The organism is Pseudomonas frederiksbergensis (assembly GCF_900105495.1).
Taxonomy (GTDB): Bacteria; Pseudomonadota; Gammaproteobacteria; order Pseudomonadales; family Pseudomonadaceae; genus Aquipseudomonas; species Aquipseudomonas frederiksbergensis.
Map to the genome: position 1 here is coordinate 4,227,377 of NZ_FNTF01000002.1, position 26,458 is coordinate 4,253,834.

19 protein-coding genes are annotated in these 26,458 nt (G+C 60.9%); 12 read left to right on the top strand and 7 right to left on the bottom strand.

The window, feature by feature from the left end; translation table 11 throughout:
* Positions 1-73: 73 nt before the first annotated feature.
* Positions 74-1,483 carry a GntR family transcriptional regulator MpaR gene (gene mapR, locus BLW70_RS19795; protein ID WP_074876787.1) on the top strand — a complete coding sequence of 470 codons (1,410 nt, stop codon included), beginning with the start codon at positions 74-76 and terminating at the stop codon, positions 1,481-1,483.
* A 150-nt stretch (positions 1,484-1,633) separates the two neighbouring features.
* On the opposite strand, the gene BLW70_RS19800 is transcribed toward mapR, so the two are convergent.
* The 7 genes from BLW70_RS19800 to tpx form a co-directional block, all read right to left on the bottom strand.
* Positions 1,634-2,380 carry an SDR family oxidoreductase gene (locus tag BLW70_RS19800; protein ID WP_074876789.1) on the bottom strand — a complete coding sequence of 249 codons (747 nt, stop codon included), beginning with the start codon at positions 2,378-2,380 and terminating at the stop codon, positions 1,634-1,636.
* A 78-nt stretch (positions 2,381-2,458) separates the two neighbouring features.
* Positions 2,459-4,555, bottom strand: a complete 2,097-nt coding sequence (locus BLW70_RS19805) for a putative bifunctional diguanylate cyclase/phosphodiesterase (protein WP_074876791.1) — start codon at positions 4,553-4,555, stop codon at positions 2,459-2,461.
* Positions 4,556-4,890: 335 nt separating this feature from the next.
* A complete protein-coding gene (locus BLW70_RS19810) occupies positions 4,891-6,372 on the bottom strand; it encodes an efflux transporter outer membrane subunit (protein ID WP_074876794.1) in 1,482 nt (493 codons plus the stop codon).
* Entirely contained in the window at positions 6,369-9,476 is a 3,108-nt protein-coding gene (locus tag BLW70_RS19815; protein WP_074876796.1) for an efflux RND transporter permease subunit, read from the bottom strand. Before BLW70_RS19815 ends, BLW70_RS19810 begins: the two co-directional genes overlap by 4 nt.
* Positions 9,473-12,577 (bottom strand): MdtB/MuxB family multidrug efflux RND transporter permease subunit, encoded by a 3,105-nt coding sequence (locus BLW70_RS19820; protein WP_074876797.1) that lies wholly within the window; start codon positions 12,575-12,577, stop codon positions 9,473-9,475. Before BLW70_RS19820 ends, BLW70_RS19815 begins: the two co-directional genes overlap by 4 nt.
* Entirely contained in the window at positions 12,574-13,890 is a 1,317-nt protein-coding gene (locus tag BLW70_RS19825) for an MdtA/MuxA family multidrug efflux RND transporter periplasmic adaptor subunit (protein WP_074876799.1), read from the bottom strand. The genes BLW70_RS19820 and BLW70_RS19825 overlap by 4 nt, the downstream gene beginning before the upstream one ends.
* 178 nt (positions 13,891-14,068) lie before the next feature.
* Entirely contained in the window at positions 14,069-14,569 is a 501-nt protein-coding gene (gene tpx / locus BLW70_RS19830; protein WP_033054703.1) for a thiol peroxidase, read from the bottom strand.
* Between the two features lie 286 nt (positions 14,570-14,855).
* On the opposite strand from tpx, the gene BLW70_RS19835 reads away from it, so the two are divergent.
* From BLW70_RS19835 to BLW70_RS19885, 11 genes are all read left to right on the top strand, one after another.
* Positions 14,856-15,281: a YciI family protein gene (locus tag BLW70_RS19835; protein ID WP_074876801.1), complete on the top strand. Its 426-nt coding sequence runs from the start codon at positions 14,856-14,858 to the stop codon at positions 15,279-15,281.
* Positions 15,282-15,553: 272 nt separating this feature from the next.
* A complete protein-coding gene (locus tag BLW70_RS19840; RefSeq protein ID WP_074876803.1) occupies positions 15,554-16,345 on the top strand; it encodes a hypothetical protein in 792 nt (263 codons plus the stop codon).
* A 10-nt stretch (positions 16,346-16,355) separates the two neighbouring features.
* Positions 16,356-17,807, top strand: coding sequence for a DUF1254 domain-containing protein (locus BLW70_RS19845; RefSeq protein WP_074876805.1), 1,452 nt, complete (start codon positions 16,356-16,358; stop codon positions 17,805-17,807).
* Positions 17,808-17,897: 90 nt separating this feature from the next.
* Positions 17,898-18,851 (top strand): SphA family protein, encoded by a 954-nt coding sequence (locus BLW70_RS19850; RefSeq protein ID WP_074880705.1) that lies wholly within the window; start codon positions 17,898-17,900, stop codon positions 18,849-18,851.
* Between the two features lie 14 nt (positions 18,852-18,865).
* Positions 18,866-19,846, top strand: a complete 981-nt coding sequence (locus tag BLW70_RS19855) for an AAA family ATPase (RefSeq protein ID WP_074876807.1) — start codon at positions 18,866-18,868, stop codon at positions 19,844-19,846.
* Between the two features lie 7 nt (positions 19,847-19,853).
* On the top strand, positions 19,854-20,792 hold the full coding sequence (locus tag BLW70_RS19860; RefSeq protein ID WP_074876809.1) for a DUF58 domain-containing protein: 939 nt from the start codon (positions 19,854-19,856) through the stop codon (positions 20,790-20,792).
* The gene (locus BLW70_RS19865; protein WP_074876811.1) at positions 20,789-21,376 is read left to right on the top strand and encodes a DUF4381 domain-containing protein; all 588 of its coding nucleotides are present in this window, start codon (positions 20,789-20,791) and stop codon (positions 21,374-21,376) included. Before BLW70_RS19860 ends, BLW70_RS19865 begins: the two co-directional genes overlap by 4 nt.
* On the top strand, positions 21,363-22,355 hold the full coding sequence (locus tag BLW70_RS19870; RefSeq protein WP_074876813.1) for a vWA domain-containing protein: 993 nt from the start codon (positions 21,363-21,365) through the stop codon (positions 22,353-22,355). The genes BLW70_RS19865 and BLW70_RS19870 overlap by 14 nt, the downstream gene beginning before the upstream one ends.
* 1 nt (position 22,356) lies before the next feature.
* Positions 22,357-23,937: a VWA domain-containing protein gene (locus BLW70_RS19875; protein WP_074876814.1), complete on the top strand. Its 1,581-nt coding sequence runs from the start codon at positions 22,357-22,359 to the stop codon at positions 23,935-23,937.
* A complete protein-coding gene (locus BLW70_RS19880; protein ID WP_074876816.1) occupies positions 23,934-25,361 on the top strand; it encodes a BatD family protein in 1,428 nt (475 codons plus the stop codon). Before BLW70_RS19875 ends, BLW70_RS19880 begins: the two co-directional genes overlap by 4 nt.
* Positions 25,358-26,386, top strand: coding sequence for an HAD family hydrolase (locus BLW70_RS19885; RefSeq protein WP_074876819.1), 1,029 nt, complete (start codon positions 25,358-25,360; stop codon positions 26,384-26,386). The genes BLW70_RS19880 and BLW70_RS19885 overlap by 4 nt, the downstream gene beginning before the upstream one ends.
* The last annotated feature ends 72 nt before the right edge of the window (positions 26,387-26,458 follow it).

Genomic DNA, 26,458 nt, shown 5'->3' on the forward strand with positions numbered 1-26,458 from the left:
TGCGCACCCCAGCGGGAGCAAGCTCCCTCGCCACAACAGCGTATCTCCTGAATAACTTCATTCCAGGCACTCGATGAAACGCTACGAAAAATTCGCCGATGACATCGCTGAACTGATTCGCTCCGGCGTTCTCGGCCCCGGCCAGCGTGTGCCGTCGGTGCGCTACGCCAGCCAGACTTACGGGGTCAGCCCATCCACGGTGTTCCAGGCCTACTACCTGCTCGAACGTCGCGGCCTGATCCGCGCTCGGCCGCGTTCCGGCTACTTTGTCAACGCACACGCGCCGAGCCCGTTCTCGGAGCCGGTGATCAGCAGTCAGGTCAATGAATCCACAGAAGTCGACGTCAGTGAACTGGTGTTCTCGGTCCTCGATTCGATCAAGGACCCGAACACCGTGCCCTTCGGCTCGGCCTTCCCCAGCCCGACCCTGTTCCCGCTGCAACGCCTGTCCCGCTCCCTGGCCAGCGCCGCCCGCGAGATGGACCCGCGCATGGTCGTCACCGACATGTCGCCGGGCAACCCGCAACTGCGGCGACAAATCGCCCTGCGCTACATGGTCGGCGGCCTGATGCTGCCCATGGAAGAACTGCTGATCACCAACGGCGCGCTGGAAGCGCTGAACCTGTGCCTGCAAGCGGTCACCGAGCCCGGCGACCTGGTGGCCATCGAAGCCCCGGCGTTCTACGCGTGCCTGCAAATCCTCGAGCGGCTGAAGCTCAAAGCCGTGGAAATCCCCGTGCATCCGCGCGATGGCGTCGACCTTGGCGTACTCGCGCAAACCCTGGCACGGCACCCGATCAAGGCTGTCTGGTGCATGACCAGCTTCCAGAACCCGATGGGCGCGACGATGCCCGAGGCGAAGAAGCAGGAACTGGTTGAGCTATTGCGCAGCCATCAGGTGCCGCTGATCGAAGACGACGTCTACGCCGAACTCTATTACGGCCAACAGGCGCCGAAACCGGCCAAGGCTTTTGATACCGAAGGGCTGGTGATGCACTGCGGTTCGTTCGCCAAAAGCCTGGCCCCCGGCTACCGCATCGGCTGGGTCGCCGCCGGACGTTATGCGCAGAAAATCGAACGGCTGAAACTCATGACGTCGCTGTGCGCATCGATGCCAGCCCAGGCGGCTATCGCCGATTACCTGCAACACGGCGGCTACGACCGGCACCTGCGAAAACTGCGTTACGCCCTGGAAGAACAGCAGAGCGCCATGCTCGCCGCTATCGCGCGCTACTTCCCGGCGCAGACTCGCGTCAGCCAACCGGCCGGCGGCTACTTTTTGTGGCTGGAGTTGCCACCGCAGATGGATTCACTGAAGTTGTTTCAGATGGCGTTGGCGCAAGGAATCAGCATTGCGCCCGGGCCGATCTTTTCTCCGACCCAGCGCTTTCGCAATTGCATCCGCCTGAATTACGGCAGCCCCTGGGATGAGACGGCCGAGAAGGCGATGGAAACGTTGGGGCGGATTGTGCGGTCGTTCTGAGGGCTTGGTTTTGCCGGTACCGGCCTCATCGCGGGCAAGCCACGCTCCCACAATGGACGGTGTCGATCAGAAGGTTGTGAACGACACAAATCCTGTGGGAGCGTGGCTTGCCCGCGATGAGGCCCGCCCAAACAATGTAAATCTATGGACTTAACGCCCACCACCAAGGTCGACGAATGTCCCGGTCGCATAGGAAGCCTTGTCCGACAGCAACCACACAATCGCCTCGGCCACTTCTTCCGCACGTCCGCCCCGAGCCATTGGAATCGCCGACTCCAGCTTGCTGACCCGATCCGGGTCACCGCTCAACGCATGGAAGTCGGTGTAGATGTAACCAGGGCGCACCGCGTTGACGCGGATGCCTTCGCCAGCCACTTCCTTGGACAGGCCGATGGTGAACGTATCCAGCGCACCTTTGGAGGCGGCGTAATCGACGTATTCATTGGGCGCACCCAGGCGTGAGGCCACCGAGGACACGTTAACGATGCTGCCACCCTGCCCGCCATGCTTGGGCGACATGCGCAGGATCGCGTGTTTGGCGCAGAGGATCGGCGCCAGGACGTTGGTTCTGAGGATTTTGAGGATACGGAATTCCGACATTTCATCGATCCGGGACTTCTGTCCGACGGTGCCGGCGTTGTTCACCAGTGCCGTGACCCGGCCCAACTCAGTGTCCACGCGGTGGAACAAGGCGATCACTTCATCTTCGATGCTGACGTCAGCGCGTACCGCGATGGCTTGGGCACCGAGGGAGCGGACTTGCTCCAGCACCGTTTGCGCAGCGGATTCGTCGGCCAGGTAGTTGATGCAGATCTTATAGCCTTGTTCGGCGGCCAACAGGGCTGTGGCGGCGCCGATACCACGGCTGCCGCCAGTGATGACGATGACTTTGTCCATGCGAAATTTCCCCCATACCAAGCGTTAGCAGTCAGGGCCAAGAATAACCGTCATGGCTGGCTTTTGCATGGACCCACATCAATCACATTGCTCTAGACTCACCGCCAATTGCTCTGCACGCAGAATATCCACCATGAAGCGTTCAGCCGGCAGCGGGTGCCCGAGCAGATAACCCTGAAGCGAATCACAACCGAGTTGCGTCAGGAAGTCTTGCTGCGAACCGGTTTCCACCCCTTCGGCGACGATCCGCAACCCCAGTGCCTGACCGAGGGCGACGATGGCGGAAACGATGGCAGCATCATCGCTGTCACGCTCCAGGTCGCGGACAAAACCGCGGTCGATTTTCAGTTCATTGGCGGGCAAGCGCTTGAGGTACATCAAGCTCGAATAGCCGGTGCCAAAGTCGTCGATCGACAGGTCGACCCCCATTGCCGACAGCTCCTGAAGCACCGTCATGCTCGCATCGGCATCGCTCATGGCGGTGGTTTCCGTGATCTCGAGGGTCAGGCTGTTGGCCGGCAAATGGTGAGTGGCCAAGGCTTTGGCGACGCTCTGGACCAGGCCTGCGTGGCAGAACTGCAGGGCTGAAAGGTTCACGGCGATGCGCCAGTCGGTGTACCCGAGCACGTACCACTCGCGCATCTGACGGCAGGCTTCGTTGAGCACCCACTCGCCAATCGGAATGATCAACCCGGTCTTTTCCGCCAGTTCGATGAACTTGTCCGGCAACAGCATGCCCTGGGTCGGATGCACCCAGCGCAGCAACGCCTCGGCGCCGACCGGCTTACCATTGTTGGCATCGAACTTGGGTTGGTAATAGAGACTGAACTGCTGCTGATCGAGGGCGATTCGCAAGTCCTGCAACAATTGCAGCTGTTTGCGCGCGTTGCTGTTCATCGAGGCGTCGAAGAAGGAATAGCCGTTTTTGCCGGCGCCCTTGGCGTGATACATCGCCGCGTCGGCGTTCATCAGCAATTCTTCGGCGGTTTCACCGTTACCCGGATAAATCGCGATGCCGACACTGGCGGAAATCTGCAAGTCATGTTCAGCGACCCGGAACGAACGCGCGATAAGCCCGACCTGGCGGGCGGCCAGGCTCAATGCGTCATTCTGTTCGCCGAGCTGCACCAGTAGAACGAACTCGTCACCGCCGATCCGCGCCAGGGTGTCGTGGCTGCGCAAATCCTCGCGCAAGCGCAGACCGACTTCACGCAACAACAGATCGCCCATATGGTGACCGAAGGCATCGTTGACGGGTTTGAACCCGTCGAGATCGATGAACATCAACGCGAAACAACCGCCCTGCTCCTGGACCATGGACATCGCCTGATCGATGCGGTCAGCCAGCAACACGCGATTCGGCAGGCCGGTCAGGGTGTCATGCAGGGCCAGTTGAGTCAGTTCGCGGTTGGCCTCGGTCAATGAGTGGGCAAGGCCTGCAGTGCGGGCCTCGAGGCGCGCATCGAGGATTGAGGTCAACAAGGCAAGGCTCAACACTGCCAGGGTGGTGATCAGCACCAGATTGTCCAGGCCCTTGCCGTTCAGGCCGCTGATGGCCGCGCCACAGAAGCTGCCATCCGGGAAACGCGCCGCCGCCATGCCGGTGTAATGCATACCAACGATCGCAAACCCCATGATCACCGCCGCGCCGCCACGGATCAGGCCGACATAAGGCGTGTGCTGGCGCAGGCGGAAAGCGATCCATAAGGCGGCGCCCGAGGCGACTACGGCGATCAGCAGCGAGGCGCTGAACAGCGTCGGATCGTAATCGATACCCGGTTGCATGCGCATGGCGGCCATGCCGGTGTAATGCATCGCGCTGATCCCGCCGCCCATGACCAGCGCGCCGAATGCCAGTTGCCAGGCTGGCAATTGTGGCTGGCTGACCAGCCACAGGGCAAAGCCGCAGGACAGGATGCTGATCAGCAATGACAGCAATGTGATGCCGATGTCGTAGCCGAGGTCGATGGGCAACTGGAACGCGAGCATGCCGATGAAATGCATCGACCACACGCCAATCCCCATGGCAAAGGCGCCGCCCGCCGTCCATAGATGCACGGCCCGGCCCTTGGCCGTGGCAATGCGTCCGGTCAGGTCGAGCGCGGTATAGGAGGCGAGAATCGCTACAAACAGCGAGATGATAACCAGCGTGGGGGAATAGCTACCGATAAGCATGAGACTACTCGCGACAGCCCCTCCGTACTGCTTCCGTTCTCGGCGGGGCAAATCGGGCGATTGTACTGATTTCGCAAACGAACGCACCGACAAAATAAGCAAATGGCCATCAAGCCGATGAAACGCTTGTTTGACACCTCGCAACGGCCACGACCAGCTGTAGCAGCTGTCGAGCTTGCGAGGCTGCGTTCGGCTGCGCAGCAGTCGTGAAATCAGACGACTCGGTGTTTCAGGGAGACCGCATATACAGGTTTTACGGCTGCTGCGCAGCCGAACGCAGCCTCGCAGGCTCGACAGCTGCTACAAAGTATCGAGTTGCCTTCAGAGAAGGGGATCTACTCTTTTTCGCTCACCTGCAACGCCCCATCCCAACCACCGCCCAATGCCGCGATCAATTGCACGCTGGCAATCAACCGGCTCTGCAACAGGCTCAGCACGCTGCGTTCATTGTTCAACGCTGTGGCCTGAACCACCACCACGCCCAGGTAAGCAATCACACCGGCCTTGTACTGGTTCTGAGTCAGGCGCAAGGATTCACGCGCCGCGTCCAGTGCTTCCTGGCGCACGCCCGCTTCGTCTTCCAGGACCTTGAGCTGCACCAGGTAGTTTTCCACTTCACGGAAGCCATCGAGCACCGTCTGACGGTACTTGGCCACGGTCTCGTCGTAGGCCGCTTCGCTGCGGTCAACTTCGGCGGAGCGCTGGCCGCCGTCAAACAAGGTCATGGCCAGTTGCGGTCCGACCGACCAGAAGCGGTTCGGCACGCTGATCCAGTTGGAAGTGGTGCTGCTGCTGTAACCGCCGTTCAGACTCAGCGTCAGGTCCGGGTAATAAGCCGCCTTGGCCACGCCGATGTTGGCATTGGCCGCCATCACCGAACGTTCGGCGGAGGCGATGTCCGGGCGGCGCTCGAGCAATTGCGAAGGCAGGCTCAGCGGTATCTGGGGCAACGCAGGAATGTCTTTGGTTTCAGCCAGGCTGAACTCGGCCGGCGGTAACCCGATCAGGACGGCAATGGCATTCTCGAATTGAGCACGCTGCCAGATCAGATCAACCATGTCAGCCTGGGTGCTTTTGAGCTGAGTCTGGGCCTGCGCCACCGCGTCCTTGCCGGAGACACCGGCGCGGTACTGGTTTTCAGTCATTGTCAGTGAGCGCTGATAGGCCTCGACCGTCGCTTCCAGCAGGCGTTTCTGCTGGTCGATCACGCGCAGTTGCAGATAGTTCTGCACCAGTTCCGACTGCTGGCTCAAGCGCATCGCCGCCAGATCGGCATAACTCGCCTCGGCGTTGGCGGTGTCGGCTTCAAGGCCTCGACGCAACTTGCCCCAAACGTCGGCCTCCCAACTGACCCCGGCCTGTGCGGTGTAAGTGTCGCGAATCCCGCTGGAAGAACTGGTCAGGCTCGAACTGCTGCTGCCGGTGCCCTGGCTGGAGCGGTTTTTCCCGACGGTCAGGTCCACGGTCGGGAAAAACGCGCCACGGGCACTGCGCACCAAGGCCTGGGCCTGACGGTATTGGGCTTCGGACTGCGCAACGGTCTGGTTGGCACTGTTGAGTTTTTCGATCAGGCCGTTGAGCTGCTGATCGCCATACAACTCCCACCAGGCGCCACGGGCCAGGGAATCGCTGGGATTGGCCTGACGCCAGCCTGCCGCTTCCTTGTATTGCGCCGGCGCAGCCGCTGGCGGGCGCTGGTAATCCGGGCCGATGGCGCAGGCGCTGAGCATCGCCACGCACAGCGCCAGGCTCAACAAACGCGAGCCTCGGGCCGATACCAGCGGTGCAGCCAGAGTGATAAGCGAACGGTCAGTCATAGCGGAGTTTCCAGAGCAGCATCGGTACGCACCCCACGCCAATGGTTGAAGCGATGGCGCAGTTTGTCGAGATAGAGGTAAACCACCGGGGTGGTGTAAAGGGTCAGCACCTGGCTGAAAACCAGCCCGCCAATGATTGTCAGGCCCAGTGGCTGGCGCATTTCCGCACCTTCGGCGCGGCCCAGCAGCAACGGCAACGCGCCGAGGATCGCCGCCAGGGTGGTCATCAGGATCGGCCGCAGACGTTGCAGGCAAGCACTGCGAATCGATTCCAGCGGGGCCATGCCCTGATGCCGTTCCAGCTGCAAGGCCAAGTCGATCATCAGAATGGCGTTTTTCTTCACCACGCCGATCAGCAGGAACAACCCGAGCAACGAGATAAGGCTGAACTCACCGCCCAGCGCGTAAATCGACAGCAACGCGCCGACCCCGGCAGATGGCAAGGTCGAGAGAATGGTCAGCGGATGGATGTAGCTTTCATACAGCACACCGAGCACCAGATACACCGCCACCAGCGCCCCGAGAATCATCCACGGCTGGCTCTTCTGGGTCGCGGCAAAGGCGTCGGCAGTGCCGGCCATTTTCACGATCACGTCTTCCGGCATGCCAAGTCTGGCGATCGCCCGCTCGATGGCCGCTGTGCCCTGCTCCACCGCCACGCCTTCGGCCATGTCGAAGGAAATGCTCTCGGAGGCGAACTGGCCTTCGTGGCTGACGCGGTCGTCTTCCAGGCTGTTTTCGTAATGAGCGATGGTCGAGAGCGGAATCCGTGCACCGTCAGCCGTGATCACCTGGACCTGATTAAGCGTGATCGGGTCCTGGGCATATTTCGGATTGACCTCCATGACCACCTGATATTGATTAAGGCTGTCGTAAATCGTCGAAATCTGCCGCTGGCTGTAGGCGTTGTTCAGCACCGCGGTGACCATGTCCATGTCGACGCCCAGGCGTTTGGCCTGATCACGATCGACGATCAGGGTCACCTGTTGGGCGCCGCGCCCTTCACGGGCGTCAATCGCCGTCAGCTCCGGCAAGGCCTTGAGCGCAGTAACGACTTTCGGATACCACTGGCGCAACTCGCCGAGGTCGGCGCTTTGCAGGATGTAGGAATACTGCGACGTGGTCTGTTCCCGGCCACCACCAAACTGCAGGTCCTGATCGGCCATCAGCATCAGTTGCGCGCCGGCGACCTTGGGCATTTCCTTGCGCAAACGTTCGATGACCTTTTGCGCGGACAGGTTGCGTTCCTTGATCGGTTTCAGCCGCACCAGCATGAAGGCGTTGTTGGTGCCGTTGGTGCCGCCGATAAAACCGGCGACGCTTTGCACTGCGTCATCCTTGAGCACGGCGCGGCGGAAGGTTTCCATTTTCGGCTGCATCACACTGAATGACAGTCCGTCGTCGCCGCGCACGAAACCGATCAGCTGGCCGGTATCTTGCTGAGGCATAAATGTTTTAGGAACAACGACATACAGCGCAATGTTAACGCCAACCGTAACGATAAGACTAAGCAAGGTCAGCCGGCGATGACGCAGCACCCAATCCAGGCTTGTGGCGTATTTGCCGACCATCCACTCGTTGGCGCGCTGACTCCAGCGCTGCAAACGGTTTTCCTCACCCGGCGTATGCGGCTTGAGCCAACGGGCACAGAGCATCGGCGTCAGCGTCAAGGAAACCACCAGCGACACCACGATGGACGCCGCCAACGTGATGGAAAACTCGCGAAACAGGCTTTCGACGATCCCACCCATGAACAGGATCGACAGGAACACCGCCACCAGCGAGGCGTTCATCGACAGCAAGGTGAAGCCGACTTCCTGCGCCCCGAGGTACGCAGCCTTCATCGGCGGTACGCCTTTGTCGATGTGCCGCGAAATGTTCTCCAGCACCACAATGGCATCGTCCACCACCAGCCCGGTGGCCAGGATCAGCGCCATCAGCGACAGGTTGTTCAGGGAGAATCCGTAGAGGTACATCACCGCAAAGGTGCCGACCAGCGACACCGGCACCGCAAGGGTCGGAATCAACGAGGCGCGGAAGTTACCGAGGAACAGGAACACCACCAGGATCACCAGCGCCACGGCAATCAGCAGGGTCATTTCCGCTTCATGCAGGGTCGCCTTGATCACCGGCGACCGGTCCATCGCTACGTTCAGCTTCACGCTGGCCGGCAACACGGCCTGCAACGCCGGCAGTTGAGCCTTGATTTCGTTGACCGTCTCGATGATGTTGGCGCCAGCCTGGCGGTTGATCACCAATAGTACCGCCGCGTCGTTGTTGAAGAAGCCGCTGTTGTAGCGGTCTTCGACGCCGTCGCTGACCTTGGCCACGTCCTTCAGGCGCAGGGCCGCGCCGTCTGCGTAGTGAATGATCAGCGACTCGTAGTCCTTGGCTTTTTCCAGTTGATCGTTGGCCTGAACCTGCCATAGCCGCTGGCCATCTTCGACCGACCCTTTGGGCCTGCGCACGTTGGCATTCGCAATGGTGTTACGCACATCGTCCAGCGCCACGCCGTACTGGTTGAGCGCCTGCGGTTCGAGTTCGATGCGCACCGCCGGCAAGGAACTGCCGCCGATCTGCACTTCGCCGACGCCCTGCACCTGAGACAGGCTCTGGGACAGAATCGTCGAGGCCAAATCATAGAGCTGGCCCTTTTCCAGCACGTCAGAGGTCAGCGACAGCACCATGATCGGCGCCTGGGACGGGTTGACCTTCTTGTAGGTCGGCATGCTGCGCATCCCGCTCGGCAGCAAATTGCGCGAAGCGTTGATCGCCGCCTGCACTTCCCGCGCCGCGCCGTTGATGTCGCGGTCCAGGTCGAACTGCAAAATCACCCGGGTCGAGCCCTGGCTGGAGCGGCTGCTCATGGTGTTGACCCCGGCAATGGCGCCGAAGGAGCGTTCCAGCGGCGTGGCCACCGTCGAGGCCATGACCTCCGGACTCGCACCGGGCAGACTCGCTTGGACCACGATCACCGGGAAGTCCATCTGCGGCAACGGCGATACGGGCAACAGGCCGAAGCTCACGCCGCCCAGCAGCAGGATCGCCAGGCTCAGCAACATCGTTGCGACCGGGCGCTTGATAAATGGTCCGGACAGGTTCATGGCTGTTCTGCCGCTTCCACGGTTTCAGACTTGCGGCCCCAGCGCCGACCGAGGCGGTCGAAGTACAGGTAGATCACCGGAGTGGTAAACAGCGTCAGCACCTGGCTCAGCAACAAGCCGCCCACCATCACCAGACCCAACGGTTGACGCAGTTCCGCGCCGGAACCGGTCGCCAGCATCAGTGGCACCGCGCCGAACAACGCGGCCAGTGTGGTCATCAGAATTGGCCGGAAACGCAGCAGCGCCGCCTGATAGATCGCCGTTTCCGGGTCCATGCCCTGATTGCGTTCAGCGTCGAGGGCGAAGTCGATCATCATGATCGCGTTCTTTTTCACGATACCGATCAACAAAATGATGCCTATGATCGCGATCATCCCTAGATCATTGCCGCTCAACAGCAACGCCAGCAAGGCACCGACCGCCGCCGAGGGCAAGGTCGAAAGAATGGTGATCGGGTGGATGTAGCTCTCGTACAGCACGCCGAGCACGATGTACATGGTCACCACCGCCGCCAGAATCAGCAGCAAGGTGCTCGACAGCGACGCCTGGAATGCCTCGGCCGCGCCCTGGAACTGGGTCTGCACGCCAATCGGCATGCCGATGTCTTTCTGCACCTGGTCGATGAGCTCCACCGCATGCCCCAGCGCCACGCCGGGCGCGAGGTTGAACGACATCATCACCGCCGGGAACTGACCGATATGAGTGATCGCCAGTTGGGCCTGACGCTCTTCCATGTGCGCCAGACTGGACAGGCGCACTTGCCCGCCGTCGGTGGTTTTTACGTGAATCTGGTTCAGCGCCTCCGGGCCTATCTTCTCGCCCGACTGCGATTGCAGCACCACGCGGTACTGGCTGGCCTGGGTGTAGATGGTGGAAATCTGCCGCTGACCGAAAGCGTCATACAGCGCATCGGTGATGTTCGACACCGACACACCGACCCGCGACGCCGCATCGCGGTCGATCACCAGATACACCTGCAAGCCCTTGTCCTGCAAATCGCTGGCAACGTCGGTCAGCTCCGGCCGTTGGGCCAGGGCGTCCACCAGACGACCGCTCCACAGACTCAGCAGCTCGGAATCCGGCGACGACATGCTGAACTGGTATTGAGTCCGGCTCACGCGATCTTCAATGGTCAGGTCCTGCACCGGTTGCATGAACAGGCGGATGCCAGTGAGTTTGTCCAGTTCCGGTTGCAGACGTGCGATCACCTCGGTGGCGCTCAAGTCGCGATTGCTGTGGGATTTGAGATTGATCAGCAGACGACCGCTGTTCAGCGTCGCGTTGTCACCGTCAACGCCGATATAGGACGACAGGCTCTCCACCGCCGGATCCGCCAGGATCACTTTAGCCAGTTCCTGTTGACGGTCGCTCATGGCCGCAAAGGAAATCGACTGCGGCGCTTCGGAAATGCCCTGGATCACCCCGGTGTCCTGCACCGGGAAAAAGCCCTTGGGCACCACCATGTAAAGGAACACGGTCAACACCAGCGTGCCAACGGCCACCAGCAGGGTCAGCGGTTGATGCTTGAGAACCCACTTTAACTTGCGCCCGTAAGCCGCGATCATCCAATCAATTGTGGCGCCGCTGGCCCGGTAGAAACGGCCCTGATCTTCTTCCTTCGGCTCACGTTTGAGCAGCCGTGCGCACATCATCGGCGTCAGGGTCAGGGAGACGACAAGGGAGATCAGGATCGCCACCGCCAGGGTGATGGCAAATTCGCGGAACAGCCGCCCCACCACGTCGGCCATGAACAACAGCGGAATCAGTACTGCAATCAGCGACAGGGTCAGGGAGATCAGGGTGAAGCCGATCTGCTTGGCGCCCTTGAGCGCTGCATTCAGGGGGCTGTCGCCCTCTTCGATAAATCGGGAAATGTTCTCCAGCATGACGATCGCATCGTCCACCACGAAACCGGTGGCGATGGTCAGTGCCATCAAGGTCAGGTTGTTGACCGAGAAACCGGCGAGGTACATCACGCCGAAGGTGCCGATCAGTGACAGTGGCACTGCAACCGACGGAATGATCGTGGCGCTGGCCCGACGCAGGAACAGGAAGGTCACCATCACGACCAGCGCAATGGCGATCAACAATTCGTGCTGCACGTCGGTGACCGAGGCGCGGATGGTCTGGGTGCGGTCGGTCAGCACGGTGACTTCGAGACCCGCCGGCAGGTTGTCGGTGATGCTCGGCAGCAGGGCTTTGATCCGGTCGACCACTTCGATGACGTTGGCGCCAGGCTGGCGCTGGATGTTCAGCAGCACCGCCTGGTTTTCATTGGCCCACGCTGCCAGACGTTCGTTTTCCGCGCCATCGACGATCTCAGCCACATCCTTGAGCCGCAACGGCGCGCCGTTGGAGTAGGCGAGAATCAGGTTGGCGTAGTCCTTGGGCGAGGTCAGTTGATCGTTTGCATCGAGCATCGACACCCGGGTCGGGCCGTCGAAGTTGCCCTTGGGCTGGTTGACGTTGGACGCGCCGATCAAGGTGCGTACGTCCGACAGGTTCAAGCCATTGGCCGCCAGTGCCTCTGGATTGACCTTGATCCGCACGGCCTGACGCTGGCCGCCGGCAATGCTGACCATGCCGACGCCGCTGATCTGGGCGATTTTCTGCGCCATGCGCGTGTCGACCAAGTCATTGAGCTTGGGCAGCAACATGGTCTTGGAGGTGATGGCCAGGGTCAGCACCGGGGTGTCCGCCGGGTTGACCTTGTTGTACACCGGCGGCGCCGGCAGGTCCTTGGGCAGCAAATTGGTCGCAGCGTTGATCGCCGCCTGCACCTGCTGCTCGGCGACGTCCATGTTGATGTCGAGGCTGAAACGCAGGGTCAGCACGGAAGCGCCGCCGGAACTGGTCGACGCCATCTGGGTCAGGCCGGGCATCTGCCCGAATTGACGCTCAAGGGGCGCAGTCACCGCGCTGGTCATGACATCCGGGCTGGCACCGGGATACAGCGTCATGACACGGATGGTCGGGTAATCGACCTGTGGCAATGCCGACACCGGCAACAGCCGATAGGCGATCACGCCGGCCAGGATAATGGCCAGCATGCTCAGGGTCGTGGCGACCGGGCGAAGGATGAACAGCCGCGAGATGTTCATGCGCCGCCCTTTTTCGCCTTGTCGGTGGTCGTCGCGTCAGGCACCGTGGCGGCCGATTTGCCTTGCAGGTGCCCGGTCGGGGTGGTCGGTACATCCTTGGTGTCGTTGACCACTTCCACTTCGCTGCCTTCCTTCAAGCGGTCGGTGCCTTCAAGGACCACGCGCTCCCCTGCGGCCAGGCCTTCGGTAATCACGGTGTTTTCACCATTACTGGCACCGACTTTCAACTGGCGAATCGTGACTTTCTTGTCGCCGTCGAGAGCGTAGACAAACGTACCGTTGGTGCCGAACTGGATCGCTGCCGAAGGTGCGAGCACCACGTCTTTGAGGGTGTCGGCCAGCAGGTGGACGTTGACGAACTGGTTGGGGAACAGCGCCTGGTCGCGGTTCTCGTAACGAGCCTTGAATTTCAGTGTGCCGGTGGTGACGTCGATCTGGTTGTCCAGGCTCTGCAAGACGCCGGTGGCCTGCAACTTGGTGTCGCCGCGGTCCCAGGCTTCGGCGGGCAATTTGGCGCCGGTGCGATAACGGGCCAGCACGGTTTCCAGGCTGTTTTCCGGCAAGGTGAAGGCAACGCTGATCGGTTGGGTCTGGGTGATGATCACCAGCGCGGTGGTGTCGTTGGCTGCCACCAGGTTGCCGACATCCAGCTGACGCAAGCCCACACGCCCGGCAATCGGCGCACGGATCTTGGTGAATTCCAGATTGAGCTTGGCGTCGTTGACCGCCGCCTGATTGGTCTTGACCGTGCCCTGATACTGGCCCACCAGCGCTTCGGCGGTGTCCAGGGTCTGCTTGGCGATACTGTCTTCGCGATACAGGCCGCGATAGCGTTCGACATCGACCTGGGCGTTTTTCAGTTGGGCCTGGTTCTGCAGCAACGTGCCTTCGGCCTGAAGCAAGGCGTTCTGGTAAGGACGCGGGTCGATTTCAGCCAGCAGATCGCCCGCCTTGACCATCTGCCCTTCCTCGAAGGAGATCTTCATCAGCTCACCACCGACGCGGCTGCGCACATTGATGGTGTTCAGCGCCGTCACAGTGCCCAGCGCCTTGTAGTACAGCGGGAAATCACCCTTCACCGCTGGCGCGACACGCACCGGGACCGGCCCGGTCGCCCCGCCGAAACCGGGACGCATCCCCCCCGACCTGCCGGTTTGCCCGGCAACGGCTTTTTGCCCAGCGCCCTCTTTTTGGGCAGTGCCGGCGGGCCAGAATTTCCAGCACAGGCCAGCGATGACCAACAGGACAAGCAGGCCGAACAGCCAGCGACGGGGACTACGGGAAACGGAGGATTGCATGGAATGATCAACCATTGGGCGCGTGGGCTTCTTCTACAGGAGGCTGAACGATAAGCACTGGCGGGCATTAAGCAAAGCGGCTTTACCGGCAATTTACCTTCGGCTTACGTAACAGGAGATTTATCTAAGACACTGAAGCACAAATGAAAACGGCCTGGACAGGGCCAGGCCGTTAACAATTGTAATGCTTTACTTATTTAAGAACGGCAAGTGCTGCTTCGTAGTTCGGTTCGTCAGCGATTTCCTTGACCAGTTCGCTGTGCAGAACATTGTCGTTTTCGTCCAGCACCACGACGGCACGGGCGGTCAGGCCTTTGAGCGGGCCGTCAGCGATGGCAACGCCGTAGTTCTCGATGAACTCTGCACCGCGCAGGGTCGACAGGTTCTGTACGTTTTCCAGGCCTTCGGCGCCGCAGAAGCGCGCTTGAGCGAACGGCAGGTCAGCGGAGATGCACAGCACGACAGTGTTGGCGACATCACTGGCCTGGGCGTTGAACTTGCGAACCGAAGTCGCGCAGGTCGGGGTATCGACGCTTGGGAAGATGTTCAGCACTTTGCGCTTGCCGGCGAAGCTCGCCAGGGTCACGTCGGACAGATTGCCGGCAACCAGGGAAAAGGCTGGCGCCTTGGAACCGGCTTGTGGCAGTTGGCCGTTGACTTGAACCGGGGAGCCTTTAAGAGTGACTTGAGCCATGAACGGAGTCCTTCTGAACGTTGTTGTAGAGAATTTTGAAGAGGCCGAAGTTAACCACGAAATGGCCCGACGACCTATGCCCAGAATACAAATTGTGAAGTGTTGTCCCCCTAAACTGGATACAACTCTGACAATCAACACAATTCCCTTGTGGGAGCGGTGTACAGCGTACCGCCCTCGCCGCCTGCAACCCGGTGTTCATGACGAAAGGCAGCCAGCGTTGTCGATTTAAATGACGGCCATTCGACCAGTCAGTGAGTCACTCACATCCAGCGGAGGCAAGACCATGCGATTCATGATCATTGTGAAAGCCAGCCCCGATTCCGAGGCCGGTGTGATGCCCAGCAAAGAACTGATGACTGCAATGGGCAATTTCAACGAGGAACTGGCCAGGGCGGGAATCCTCATCGACTGCGATGGCCTGCAGCCCAGCAGTAAAGGCGCTCGTGTACGTTTCTCGGGTGACCAGCGCACGGTGATCGACGGCCCGTTCGCCGAAACCAAGGAGCTGATCGCCGGCTACTGGATATGGCAAGTGGAGTCGAAACAGGAGGCGATCGAATGGGTCAAGCGTTGCCCCAACCCGATGCCAGGCACCGACGCCGAGATCGAGATTCGCCAGGTGTACGAGGCCGAGGATTTCGGGGACGAGTTCACACCGGAACTGCGGGAACAGGAAGAGCGGCTGCGTGCACAGGTGAAGAAACCCTGAATTGTCCGATCGTTGTGGCGAAGGGGCTTGTCCTCTCGCCACATCTAGTAGTCCGTCGATCTCAACCTCCTGTTTCGTATTAACTTTTTAGTACGCATAAACTCCCGCTCGCGTGTACGAAAAACCGAAGATTCCCCTCTTCGACTGGCGAACCCTTAGTTAGCTGCTAGCTTCAACAGACGTGTCCTACAGGCTTGATAGGAAAGAGATTTCGCAGTAACGGCCGCCCAGTGCCGAGTTGTCCAATGAGCCACGAAGGAACGGGGGGAATCATGTTGAACAATTGGGGAACACACGCCTTTCTATTGGCAGCATCGATGGCGTCTGCCGTTTATGCCCACGCGGATAACGCCGATACGGCCAACAAAAGTAACAACCCGCTGAACCTGGCGCCCGGCGTCAACCTTCAGGATTACTACACACCCAAGCTTTACGACACCAATGCCCACACCAACGACCTCCTGATGCGCGGCACTTTGCCCATCGCACCCAATGACTTCATTGGTGTGCCGCAATTGCTGCGCGCCACCGTGCCGATCAGCACTCGCCCCGATCCAAACGGCGGCTACAGCACTGGTGAAGGTGATCTGAATATTTTCGACATCTTCCTTCTCAAGACTGACGGTGTGCAGCTGGGTATCGGCCCGCTGATCACCGCCCCCACCGCCGACCAGGACGAACTGGGCACTGGCAAATGGCAGGCGGGCCTGGCGGCCATTGCAATTGATTCATCGCCTCGTGGCCTGCTCGGCGCATTGGTCCAGTACCAGAGTTCGTTCGCCGGTGACCATGATCGCGCCCACGTCGAAACCGCAACCCTGCAACCTTTCATCATCCATAACCTGGAAAAGGGTTGGTATTTGCGTTCGACCGGCATCTGGACGTTCGACCTGAAAAACGACACCCATTACATCCCCATCGGGTTCGGTAGCGGCAAAGTGTGGAAATCAGGTTCCAATATTCTCAATGCCTTCATCGAACCTCAGTGGACAGTGGAACGCAAAGGCGATGGCCTGCCGCAGTTCACGCTGTTTGCCGGGATCAATGTCACGTTTGGCAAATAAGGACTTTCCTATGCACGGTGCAATTCGCGCAGCCGGTTTCAGCCTGATGACCATGTTTGTCAGTTGCGGTGTCGGCGCCCAGGAGCTGGATACGCGGATCGGCAAGATCGCGATGGAAGGCGAACTGCCGGCCCATGAATCCATTGCCAAACTCTACGCCGAGCTGGATTTCCAACAGGCGACCCAGAGTTACCTGTGGGCCTTGCCGCTGGTGTCCTACGCGCAATGGCAGGAAGCGTTTCGCGACAAACTCGGAGCCCACAGCGGCGACCTGATGGTGCTCGACAGTTACGAAGACAAACTGGGTGTGATCACCGCCAACGCCACCACGCCGTACATCCTCGGTTTCGTCGACCTGAATGAAACCGGTCCGCTGGTGATCGAACTGCCGCCCGGCCCGACGGCGGGTGGTGTGGGTGATTTCTGGCAGCGTGCAATCATCGACATGGGCCAGACCGGCCCCGACAAAGGCAAGGGCGGCAAGTATCTGGTGCTGCCTCCGGGTGCCGAGCCACCGGCCGACGCTGGCAAGTATTACCTCGCCAAGTCGGAAACGATGAACGTGCTGGTGGGTTTTCGCGTCCTCGATCCCGACCCGGCCAAGGGCAAGGCGCTGGTCGAACAGTTCAAGATGTACCCGTACGCCAAACGCGCCGAACCGGCCAAGACCCAACTGCTCTCCCCCGGCGGCAAGGCCTGGTCCGGCACCCAGCCGCGCGGCCTGGCTTATTGGGAACGGCTGCATCAAATCATTCAGAAAGAACCGGTCAACGAACGTGATCGCTTCTACATGGCAATGCTGGCCAGCCTGGGCATCGAAAAAGACAAACCCTTCAACCCCAATGACAACCAACGCAAGGCGCTGGAACAAGGCGCACAAGTCGGAGAGCTGATCGCCAAGGCCAACACGTTCGCCAAGCGTTTTCCAGACGCCCAGTACTGGAAAGACCGGCAATGGGACACCGTGCTGAACATCGCCGAGCCGTCCCAGCGTGTGGCTTATTACGACCAGTTGTGGGAGCGCAGCGCCTGGTTCTACGAAGCGGTGACCAACACCAAGGGCATGGTTTCCAAGACACCGGGCCTGGGCCAGACCTACCTCGGCGCCTACACCGACGCCAAGGGCAACTGGCTCGACGGTGGCAAAAGTTATCGCCTGCACGTCGGCGCCAACCCGCCGGCCAAGCAGTTCTGGTCGATGACCGTCTATGACATCGACAGCCGCTGCCTGATCGACAACCCGCAGCGCAAGGCCGATCTGTCGTCCCGTCAGGATCTGAAAAAGAACCCTGACGGCTCGGTGGACCTGTACTTCGGCCCGACCGCGCCACAAGGGTTCGAAAACAATTGGGTGCAAACCGTGCCGGGCAAACACTGGTTCAGCTATTTCCGTCTGTACGCACCCACCGAAGCCTACTTCGATAAAAGCTGGAAACTCGACGACATCACGGCTGTGGAATGACGCCCAAGCGTTTTATAAGGAAGTTTCATGAATAACCGCATGCTGCTCACCGCACTGTCGATCGCCCTGAGCACCAGCGCCTGGGCCGTCATGCTCAGGCCTTATGTTGTGCGTCCTTTACTGGCCCTGTGCGTGCTCGGTACAAGCCCACTGACTCTCGGGGCGGAGGGCGGTGTCGGTCGGCCGATCACCGGGCAACAGGTGTTTTCCAATGCCGGGATCGTGCCGCCAGAACCCGGCTGGGTCACGTCCTTCACCAGCATCTGGTATGACGGTGAGCTCAAGGGCGGCAAGGGGGCGCCGATTTCCGGTGAAGTCGGTGTAGGCCTGGACATGAAAGTCTCCTACACGATGGCCAACTTCACCCATATCTGGGACACCGGCAAAGGTCGCTGGAACTACGCCTCGGCCATCGGCGTGCCGGTGCAGTACACCGACGTCAGCATCAGTATTACCGGCCCGCGCGGGCGGACACTGGGCACCGAAGACACCGGCACACAGTTCGCCGACATGCTGATCACGCCGATCGCCGCCGGCTACCACTTCGACGAGGTCAACCACCTCTCGCTTTCCTTGCCGATCTACGTGCCGACCGGTGCCTATAACGACGATCGCCTGGCCAACCCCGGCCAGAACACTTACACCTTCATGCCCACCGTGGCCTTCACCCATCTGGACGGCAAGGGCGGCGAGTTCACCCTGTCGAGCGGCCTGGAGTTCTACACCGAGAACGACGCCACGGACTATCGCAACGGCAACATCTTCACCCTCGATGCGCTGTGGACCCACGGTTTCGGCAATGGCTGGAGCGCCGGCATTGTCGGCGGTTACGTGCAGCAGATCACCGATGACAAGGGCCAGACCGCCGATTCACTCAACGGCTTTCGCGGCCGCTCCGTCGGAGCCGGTCCGGTGGTGGGTTGGGCCGGAAAATTTGCCGATGCCCAGGCCAGCGTCAGCGCGCGCTGGGTACCGGAGTTCGACACCAAGAACCGCCCTGAAGGCAACGGCTTCAGCGTCAACCTGACGTTGGCGTTTTTCTAGGAGAGGAACATCCCATGACTGCACTCCAAGACCTCAACGCCCTGCAAGCCAGCATCGCCGAAGCCGTACTCGGCCAGGATCAGGTGATCCGCCAGATTATCCTCGGCCTGTTGGCCAACGGGCACTTGTTGCTCGAAAGCCTGCCCGGCCTGGCCAAGACCCGCACGGTCAAGGCGCTGGCCAAACACCTGGACGCGAAGATGAGCCGCATCCAGTTCACGCCCGACCTGCTGCCGTCAGACATCACCGGCGCCGAGGTGCTGCACCAGATCGATGGCAGGAACGAGATCCAGTTCCAGCCCGGCCCACTGTTCGGCAACCTGATCCTGGCCGACGAAATCAATCGCGCCCCGGCCAAGGTTCAGGCCGCGCTGCTGGAAGCCATGGAAGAACGGCAGATCACCGTGGCAGGCAACAGTCATGTTTTACCGGAGCTGTTCATCGTGGTGGCGACCCAGAACCCGATCGAGCAGGAAGGCACTTACCCGCTGCCGGAAGCGCAGATGGACCGGTTCCTGATGAAAGTTCTGCTGGATTACCCGAGCGCAGAAAACGAAAGCCAGGTGCTGCGCCTGTTGCGTGAAGAGGAGTTTGCGCTGGGCGCGAAAACGGCTGCGGTGCAAGGCTTCGCGCTATCCCAGGAGGTGATCTTCGCAGCGCGTCGGGAAGTCAGCGCCATTCACGTGTCCCCGGCCATCGACCGCTACCTGATCGACCTGATCAATGCCACCCGCCACCCAGCCGATTACGATGCCGACCTCGGTCGCTGGATTGCCATCGGCGCCAGCCCTCGCGGCGGTATCGGCCTGGATCGTTGCGCCCGGGCCGATGCCTGGTTACAGGGGCAGGATTTTGTCTCGCCGGACAACGTTCGCGCCGTGGTGCATCCGGTGCTGCGTCATCGGCTGCAACTGAGCTATGACGCAGTCGCTGACGGTGTCTCTGCCGATCAGGTGCTTGATCGCCTGCTCGACAACGTCGCGATTCCGGCCTGAGGTTGAAATGAACAGTGCAGACGGTCTGGTCTATGTCTCTCTGGCGCAGTTGATGGCCCTGGAGTTCAAGGCGCGTGACCTGAGTTTCCTCGCGCGTCAGCCGCAGGGCAGCATTCTCGCCGGCAACCATGCCTCGCGCCTGCGTGGCCGTGGGTTGAACTTCGATGAACTGCGCCGCTATCAGCCGGGAGACGACTTGCGTCATCTGGATTGGCGGGCATCACTGCGCACCGGCAAACCGGTGGTTCGCACCTTCACCGAAGAACGCGACCGCCCGGCGTTGATTCTGGTCGATCAGCGCATGTCGATGTTCTTCGGCTCCCAGCGCAGTTTCAAATCCGCCATTGCCGCCGAACTTGGCGCGTTGGCCGCGTGGATGGTGTTCCACGCGGGAGATCGGGTCGGCGGCCTGGTGTTCAATGATTTGCGCATCGAGGCCATTGCCCCGCTGCGCAGCCGTAAACGTGTCGAAGCGCTGTGCAGTCGCATCGCTGAGCAGAATCAACAACTGAACGCAGCCAATCCGGACGCCGAAGGTGAGGATCAACTCGACAAGGTTTTACAGCGTTGCCTGGCGGTGGCCGGTCACGATCACCTGATTTGCATCGTTAGCGACTTTGCCGGCGCCGGTGAACGCACCTTGCAGTTGATGCGCCAATTGGCGGCTCACAACGATGTGATTGCGATGCAGGTCTACGACCCGTTGGCGCTGAACCTGCCAAAGAATGGCCGTTTGCTGATCACTCAAGGTCAGTTGCAGGTGGAACTGGCCGTCGAGCAACGCAGCGTTCATCAGCCGCTGGGGGACTTTCTCAGTGGTCGGCTCAAAGACGTCGCTACGTTGCTGCGCCGCAGTCAGGTGCCGCTGATGATGTTCAGCACCGCCACCGAGGCACAGGAACAATTGCGCGCCGAACTGGGCAAGCTCGGCAGAGGGCGGCGATGAACCCGAACATCCCGAGCATCGAACAGCTCAAGGAGATCGCCCTGCCCGCGCCGGTGAGTTATGCGCCGCAGACGTGGGGTTGGTGGGTTCTGCTCTGCCTGTTAGTGATCGCCGTTTTGCTGGTCAGCGCACGGAGGTACTGGCAGTGGCGGCGGGATCGCTATCGGCGCGAGGCGTTGGTGCGTTTGGTTGAACTGCAAAACAGCGACGATCAACTCGGCGCCCTGCGCGAACTGCCAGAGCTACTCAAACGCGTAGCCCTGTCGATGCCCACCGATTGGAATACCCCCCCTGTGGGAGCGAGCCTGCTCGCGAAGAGGCCCTTACATTCACCATTGATGTCGACTGACATGACGCCATCGCGAGCAGGCTCGCTCCCACAGGTGACGGCGTTAGGCGGGAAAGATTGGCAAGCATTCCTGGAGCTGCACAGTGCGCAGCCATTACCGGCGGATTTCAGCCAGCAACTGGCGCAGCTTGCTTATGCGCCGGACACCGTATTGCTTGCGTTGCCAAGCATTCAGCGCGATCAACTGTTCGCTACCTGCAAACACTGGGTGGAGCATCACCATGTGGCAGTTTGATTACCCATGGCTGCTGGTCCTTTTGCCTTTGCCATGGTTCGGCTACCGCTTCCTGCCCGATTACCGCGAAGCCCGCAGCGCCGTGCGCGTACCGTTTTTCGCTGCCATGAGCCGGGCGGTCGGCCAGGCACCCAGCCAGGCCGGTACCCGCAGCAATCGCTGGCAGTTACTGCTGAACCTGCTGGTCTGGGCGCTATTGCTGCTGGCCGCCGCTCGCCCGGTGTTCGTCGAAAAACCCATCGAGCGCCAGCAACCGGTGCGCGACCTGATGCTGGCCATCGACATTTCCCAGTCCATGGAAGCCACCGATTTCACCGACGCCAACGGCCAGAAGATCAACCGCCTGGCAGCGGTCAAGGACGTGGTTCGTGGCTTTATCGACAAGCGCAAAGATGATCGGCTGGGCCTGATCGTGTTCGGCAGTGGTGCTTACCCGCAGGCGCCGCTGACCCTCGATCACACCAGCCTGTCGCTGTTACTCGACGACATCGGCATCGGCATGGCCGGGCCCAACACGGCCATCGGCGACGCCATCGGTCTGAGCCTGAAGTTGCTCGACCAGGCCCACGAACAGGAAAAAGTCCTGATCCTGCTCACCGACGGCAACGACACCAGCAGCGCCATTACCCCGGATCACGCGGCGTCCATGGCGGCTGCCAAAGGCGTGGTCATTCACACCATCGGCATTGGCGACCCTGACGCTTCGGGTGAAGCCAAGGTCAACCTTCAGGGTTTGCAGCAAATCGCCGAGGCCACGGGCGGCAAGTTCTTCCGTGCTGAAGATCGCAATGCGCTGGATCAGGTGTACGCCACCCTCGACAAACTCACGCCGCATCAAGTGAAAACCCTCAGCCATCAACCGAAAAAGGATCTGTTCTGGTGGCCAATGGGGACCGCGATCGGCTTGCTCGTGCTCTACCACTTAGGCGCCCTGCTCCGTCCGCAGCTGACACTCTCGCGTCAGCGGCAGGAGGCTTGAGATGGAGATCAATCTCAGTGACTTCCATTTCCTGCGTCCACTGTGGCTGTTACTGGTGCCGTTCGGCGCCCTGTTGCCCTGGCTGTGGCGCCGCAGCCGTGACGTGCAACGGCGTTTGCGTAGCAACATCGCCGAGCACTTGTTGCCGCATTTGCTGATTACGCCGCAGGATCAGCAGCGTTTTCGGCCCGTGCATCTGGCCTGCGTGGTGTTGATGCTGGGCGCCATCGCCGCTGCCGGGCCCACCTGGGAGCAGGACCGTCCGGACTTTCTGGAAAATCGCGCGCCACTGATCATCGCCATCGACCTGTCACCGTCGATGGACGCCACCGACATACAGCCAAGTCGTCTGGAAGCGGCCAAACACAAGCTGCATGACCTGATCCAGCGTCGCGCCGGGGCTCGCAGCGGGTTGATCGCCTATGCTGGCAGCGCGCATCTGGTGTTGCCGCCGACCGACGATCCCGCCCTGCTCGACACCTTCATTCAAGCCCTGAGCACCGACCTGATTGCCAAACCGGGGAAAAATGTCGGCGCGGTGGTCGAGCAAGCCAAACGCCTGCTGATCGCCGAGAAAACGCCGGGAACCCTGCTGCTGATCACCGACGGCGCCGACACCTCACAACTCAGCGGTCTGGACCAGCAACTGGACGACAGCGCGCTGCAAGTGCTGATTCTGGCCGTCGGCAGCGAGGATGGCGGGGTCATCCACGATGCCAACGGCCAGCCACGTACCGACAGCAACGGTCGTCCGGCACTCGGCCGTTTTGATCAGGCCGCACTCAAACAGCTGGGATCAACGTTGGATGCGCCGTTGGGCAGCCTGACGCTCAATGACGACGACCTGGACTGGATCGAGCTGCACGCCCAGCAGCACTTCCAGGCGGCCAGCGATGAACAGCGTGAACTGCACTGGAAGGATGCCGGTTACTGGCTGTGCTGGCCGTTGCTGCTGATCGCCTTCTTCAGCGTGCGCAAGGGCTGGAGTCTGAACTGGACGGCCGGGTGGTTGCTGGCACTGGGCATTGGCTTGCAACCAGCACCGGCCGAAGCCAACCCCTTGACCGATGCCTTTTTCACCCCTGACCAGCAAGGCCGCTGGGCTTTCGAGCACCAACACTTCCCGCAGGCCGCCACGCACTTCGTCGATCCCTACTGGAAAGGCATCGCTGCCTACAACGCCGCCGATTACGACCTGGCATTGGCCAGTTTCGCGCGACTGGACACACCGCAGGTGTATTTCTATCTGGGCAATATTTACGTGCGCCGCTTCAAGTTTGACCAGGCTATCGCCGCGTATACCCAGGCGTTGAAGCTGCAACCGCAATTCCCTGAAGCCACCTCCAACCTGGCCTTGGCCATCGCCTTGCAGAAAGACACCGACAGCGCCGAACAAAACGCACCTGAGGTCAAACCCGACGACATCAAAATGGACAAGGCGCCGGGCAAGGGCCAGAGCAAACCGGTCGAGACCGAGCAAGCGGCGTCGGATGCGCTGTGGTTGCAAAACCTCAGTACGTCGCCGGCGAAATTCCTGAAGCAGAAATTCAGTGTGCAGGATCAGGCGGGGGGCAAGCCATGATCCGTCTGGTAGGCCGAGTCGCGTCCATCGCGAGCAGGCTCACTCCCACAGGGGATTTGCGGTGCACCCGGATCAAATGTGGGAGCGAGCCTGCTCGCGATGGCGCCCGTCCAGTCACCAAAGGTCTTCGCACCTTACTCCTGTGCCTGATCACCACCGCTGCTCTGGCCACCGAACCCGAGCTGCGAATCCAGACCCGCCTGCAACCCGCAGACTCGGTCATGGTCGGCGGCATTCTGGAACTGCAACTCGATGTCCTCACCGACAGCTGGTTCACCGACGCCCCCACCCTGCCCGACCTGAAACTGCCCGGTGCACTGGTCATGCCGCCCGACGGCCATGCCGAACACCTGAACCAGACGCTCGACGGCAAGTCGTTCAACGGCATGCGCTACCGCTACCGGATCACCCCGAATCTGGCCCAGGGTTTCGACATTCCGGCGTTGACAGTGCGCGCCATGCCCGGTCAGGCGAGCGCGCCGTTGTCCGCCCAAAGCCAGCCACTGCACTTTCGCGCCACACAACCACCGGGGTTCCAGTCCGGCGAACCGGTGCTGGTGGCCCAAGGGCTGCGCTTCACGCAAACCATCGTCAACTCGGCAACACCCCTGAAGGTCGGTGACAGCATCACCCGGCAACTCACGCTGCAAGCCGACAACGCCCTGGCCATGTCACTGCCCGCGCCGTCACTGGACGATGTCGACGGCCTCAGCCGTTATCCGAAAGCCGCGCAAATCAGCGACCTTGGCGACGGTCGCGGCCATTTCAACGGCGGCCAGCGCATCGACACTGCAACCTATCGGATCGACACCAAAGGCCGCCATCACCTGCCGGCAATCGGACTGAAATGGTGGGACGCCAGCACCGGACAGACCCGAATGGCCCAAATCCCGGCCGTGACCTTCGATGCCAGGGCCAACAGCGCCTATCGACCGGTATTTTCGATCACCGAAGACCTGAAAGAACTCGGTCAGCAAGGTCGCGTGCATCTCTCCGGGCATTGGCTGGTGCTTTTAGCGCTGCTGGTGGCTGTGACATTACTCGGCTGGTTTGCCCGTCCGCTCGTCCATCGTGTGTACCTTCAATGGCAAACCCGGCGCCGAGTCCGACGCGCCGCGTGGCTGGAGTCCGCCGATTACGCCTGGCGGCAGATTTCGAGGCAAATCGACGGCAAACCCGCACAGTTGAGCGCCCTGTACCTGTGGGCCAGACGTAGCCGCATGGGCCTGAAACTGACGAACCTTGGTCCGCGCCTGCAAGACCTGCTGCGCGCCTGTTACAGCCGTCAACCCAGCGCAGACCAAGCGCTGCGCCAACTAAAGCAATCCTTGGCTACGCTGCATAGTCAGGCCAAACGCGACACAGCGTCAGCCGCACCTGCACTGCGTCCACTCAATCCCGCTCACGAGAAGGATGTGCCATGACGAACCCGATATCGCTACGCCACCGCTATGGGCTGACGTTGCTGTTAACCCTTGCACTGAGCCTCCCGGCGCTGGCCCAGACCGGCGAGCCCCTGCCCTCGTGGAACGACGGCCCGGCGAAAACGAACATCATCGAGTTCGTCCAGGCGGTGACCGATCAAAGCGGCAAGGACTTCGTCAAACCCGCCGATCGAATCGCCGTGTTCGACAACGACGGCACGCTGTGGAGCGAGCAGCCGATGTACTTCGAATTGCTGTTTGCCCTGGAAGAGGTCAAGCGCACCGCACCGCAGCACCCGGAATGGAAAACCACCCAGCCCTTCAAGGCCGTGCTCGAAAATGATCACAAGGCCTTGGGCGAGTCAGGCATGGACGGCATCCTGAAAATCTTCGGCGCCACCCACACCGGCATGACCACCGAAGCCTTCGACGACTACGCCAAAACCTGGTTGTCCCAGGCGCGCCATCCGAAAACCGGCAAGCCGTACACCGAGATGATCTTCCAGCCAATGCTGGAAATGCTCGACTACCTGCGCAGCCAGAGCTTTAAAACCTACATCGTCTCCGGCGGTGACACCGCGTTCATGCGCGCCTTCGCCGAGAAGGTCTATGGCATCCCGCCGGAACAAGTGATCGGCACCACGTTTGTCACCGCCTACCAGCTCAAGGACGGCCAACCGTCGATCCTGCGCACCGCCAAACTGGCCCACAACGATGATGGTCCGGGCAAACCGGAAAGCATCGACGCGGTTATTGGCCGACGTCCCATCCTTGCGTTCGGCAACTCCGACGGCGACCTGCAAATGTTGCAGTGGACTGCCGCCGGACCGGGCAAACGCTTCATGGGTCTGGTGCATCACACCGACGCCAAACGCGAATGGGCTTATGACCGTCAATCCCAAATCGGTCGCCTGGACAAGGCTCTGGACGAAGCAAAAACCCGTGGCTGGACTATCGTGGATATGGCCGCCGAATGGCGCCGGATCTATCCCTTCGAGGCCGCCGCACCCGAGCACGTGCAATAAAAAAGCGTAAACGCAGGACTGCAAAAAACGTTTGTCGCGCTTGAGCGACGCAAGTGAGCAAAGGAGCAAGTC

What these genes read in the sequence shown, in the direction of transcription:
- mapR (WP_074876787.1), top strand. Translation starts at nt 74, where the DNA reads ATGAAACGCTACGAAAAATTCGCCGATGACATCGCTGAACTGATTCGC.
- BLW70_RS19800 (WP_074876789.1), bottom strand. Translation starts at nt 2,380, where the DNA reads ATGGACAAAGTCATCGTCATCACTGGCGGCAGCCGTGGTATCGGCGCC.
- BLW70_RS19805 (WP_074876791.1), bottom strand. Translation starts at nt 4,555, where the DNA reads ATGCTTATCGGTAGCTATTCCCCCACGCTGGTTATCATCTCGCTGTTT.
- BLW70_RS19810 (WP_074876794.1), bottom strand. Translation starts at nt 6,372, where the DNA reads ATGACTGACCGTTCGCTTATCACTCTGGCTGCACCGCTGGTATCGGCC.
- BLW70_RS19815 (WP_074876796.1), bottom strand. Translation starts at nt 9,476, where the DNA reads ATGAACCTGTCCGGACCATTTATCAAGCGCCCGGTCGCAACGATGTTG.
- BLW70_RS19820 (WP_074876797.1), bottom strand. Translation starts at nt 12,577, where the DNA reads ATGAACATCTCGCGGCTGTTCATCCTTCGCCCGGTCGCCACGACCCTG.
- BLW70_RS19825 (WP_074876799.1), bottom strand. Translation starts at nt 13,890, where the DNA reads ATGGTTGATCATTCCATGCAATCCTCCGTTTCCCGTAGTCCCCGTCGC.
- tpx (WP_033054703.1), bottom strand. Translation starts at nt 14,569, where the DNA reads ATGGCTCAAGTCACTCTTAAAGGCTCCCCGGTTCAAGTCAACGGCCAA.
- BLW70_RS19835 (WP_074876801.1), top strand. Translation starts at nt 14,856, where the DNA reads ATGCGATTCATGATCATTGTGAAAGCCAGCCCCGATTCCGAGGCCGGT.
- BLW70_RS19840 (WP_074876803.1), top strand. Translation starts at nt 15,554, where the DNA reads ATGTTGAACAATTGGGGAACACACGCCTTTCTATTGGCAGCATCGATG.
- BLW70_RS19845 (WP_074876805.1), top strand. Translation starts at nt 16,356, where the DNA reads ATGCACGGTGCAATTCGCGCAGCCGGTTTCAGCCTGATGACCATGTTT.
- BLW70_RS19850 (WP_074880705.1), top strand. Translation starts at nt 17,898, where the DNA reads ATGCTCAGGCCTTATGTTGTGCGTCCTTTACTGGCCCTGTGCGTGCTC.
- BLW70_RS19855 (WP_074876807.1), top strand. Translation starts at nt 18,866, where the DNA reads ATGACTGCACTCCAAGACCTCAACGCCCTGCAAGCCAGCATCGCCGAA.
- BLW70_RS19860 (WP_074876809.1), top strand. Translation starts at nt 19,854, where the DNA reads ATGAACAGTGCAGACGGTCTGGTCTATGTCTCTCTGGCGCAGTTGATG.
- BLW70_RS19865 (WP_074876811.1), top strand. Translation starts at nt 20,789, where the DNA reads ATGAACCCGAACATCCCGAGCATCGAACAGCTCAAGGAGATCGCCCTG.
- BLW70_RS19870 (WP_074876813.1), top strand. Translation starts at nt 21,363, where the DNA reads ATGTGGCAGTTTGATTACCCATGGCTGCTGGTCCTTTTGCCTTTGCCA.
- BLW70_RS19875 (WP_074876814.1), top strand. Translation starts at nt 22,357, where the DNA reads ATGGAGATCAATCTCAGTGACTTCCATTTCCTGCGTCCACTGTGGCTG.
- BLW70_RS19880 (WP_074876816.1), top strand. Translation starts at nt 23,934, where the DNA reads ATGATCCGTCTGGTAGGCCGAGTCGCGTCCATCGCGAGCAGGCTCACT.
- BLW70_RS19885 (WP_074876819.1), top strand. Translation starts at nt 25,358, where the DNA reads ATGACGAACCCGATATCGCTACGCCACCGCTATGGGCTGACGTTGCTG.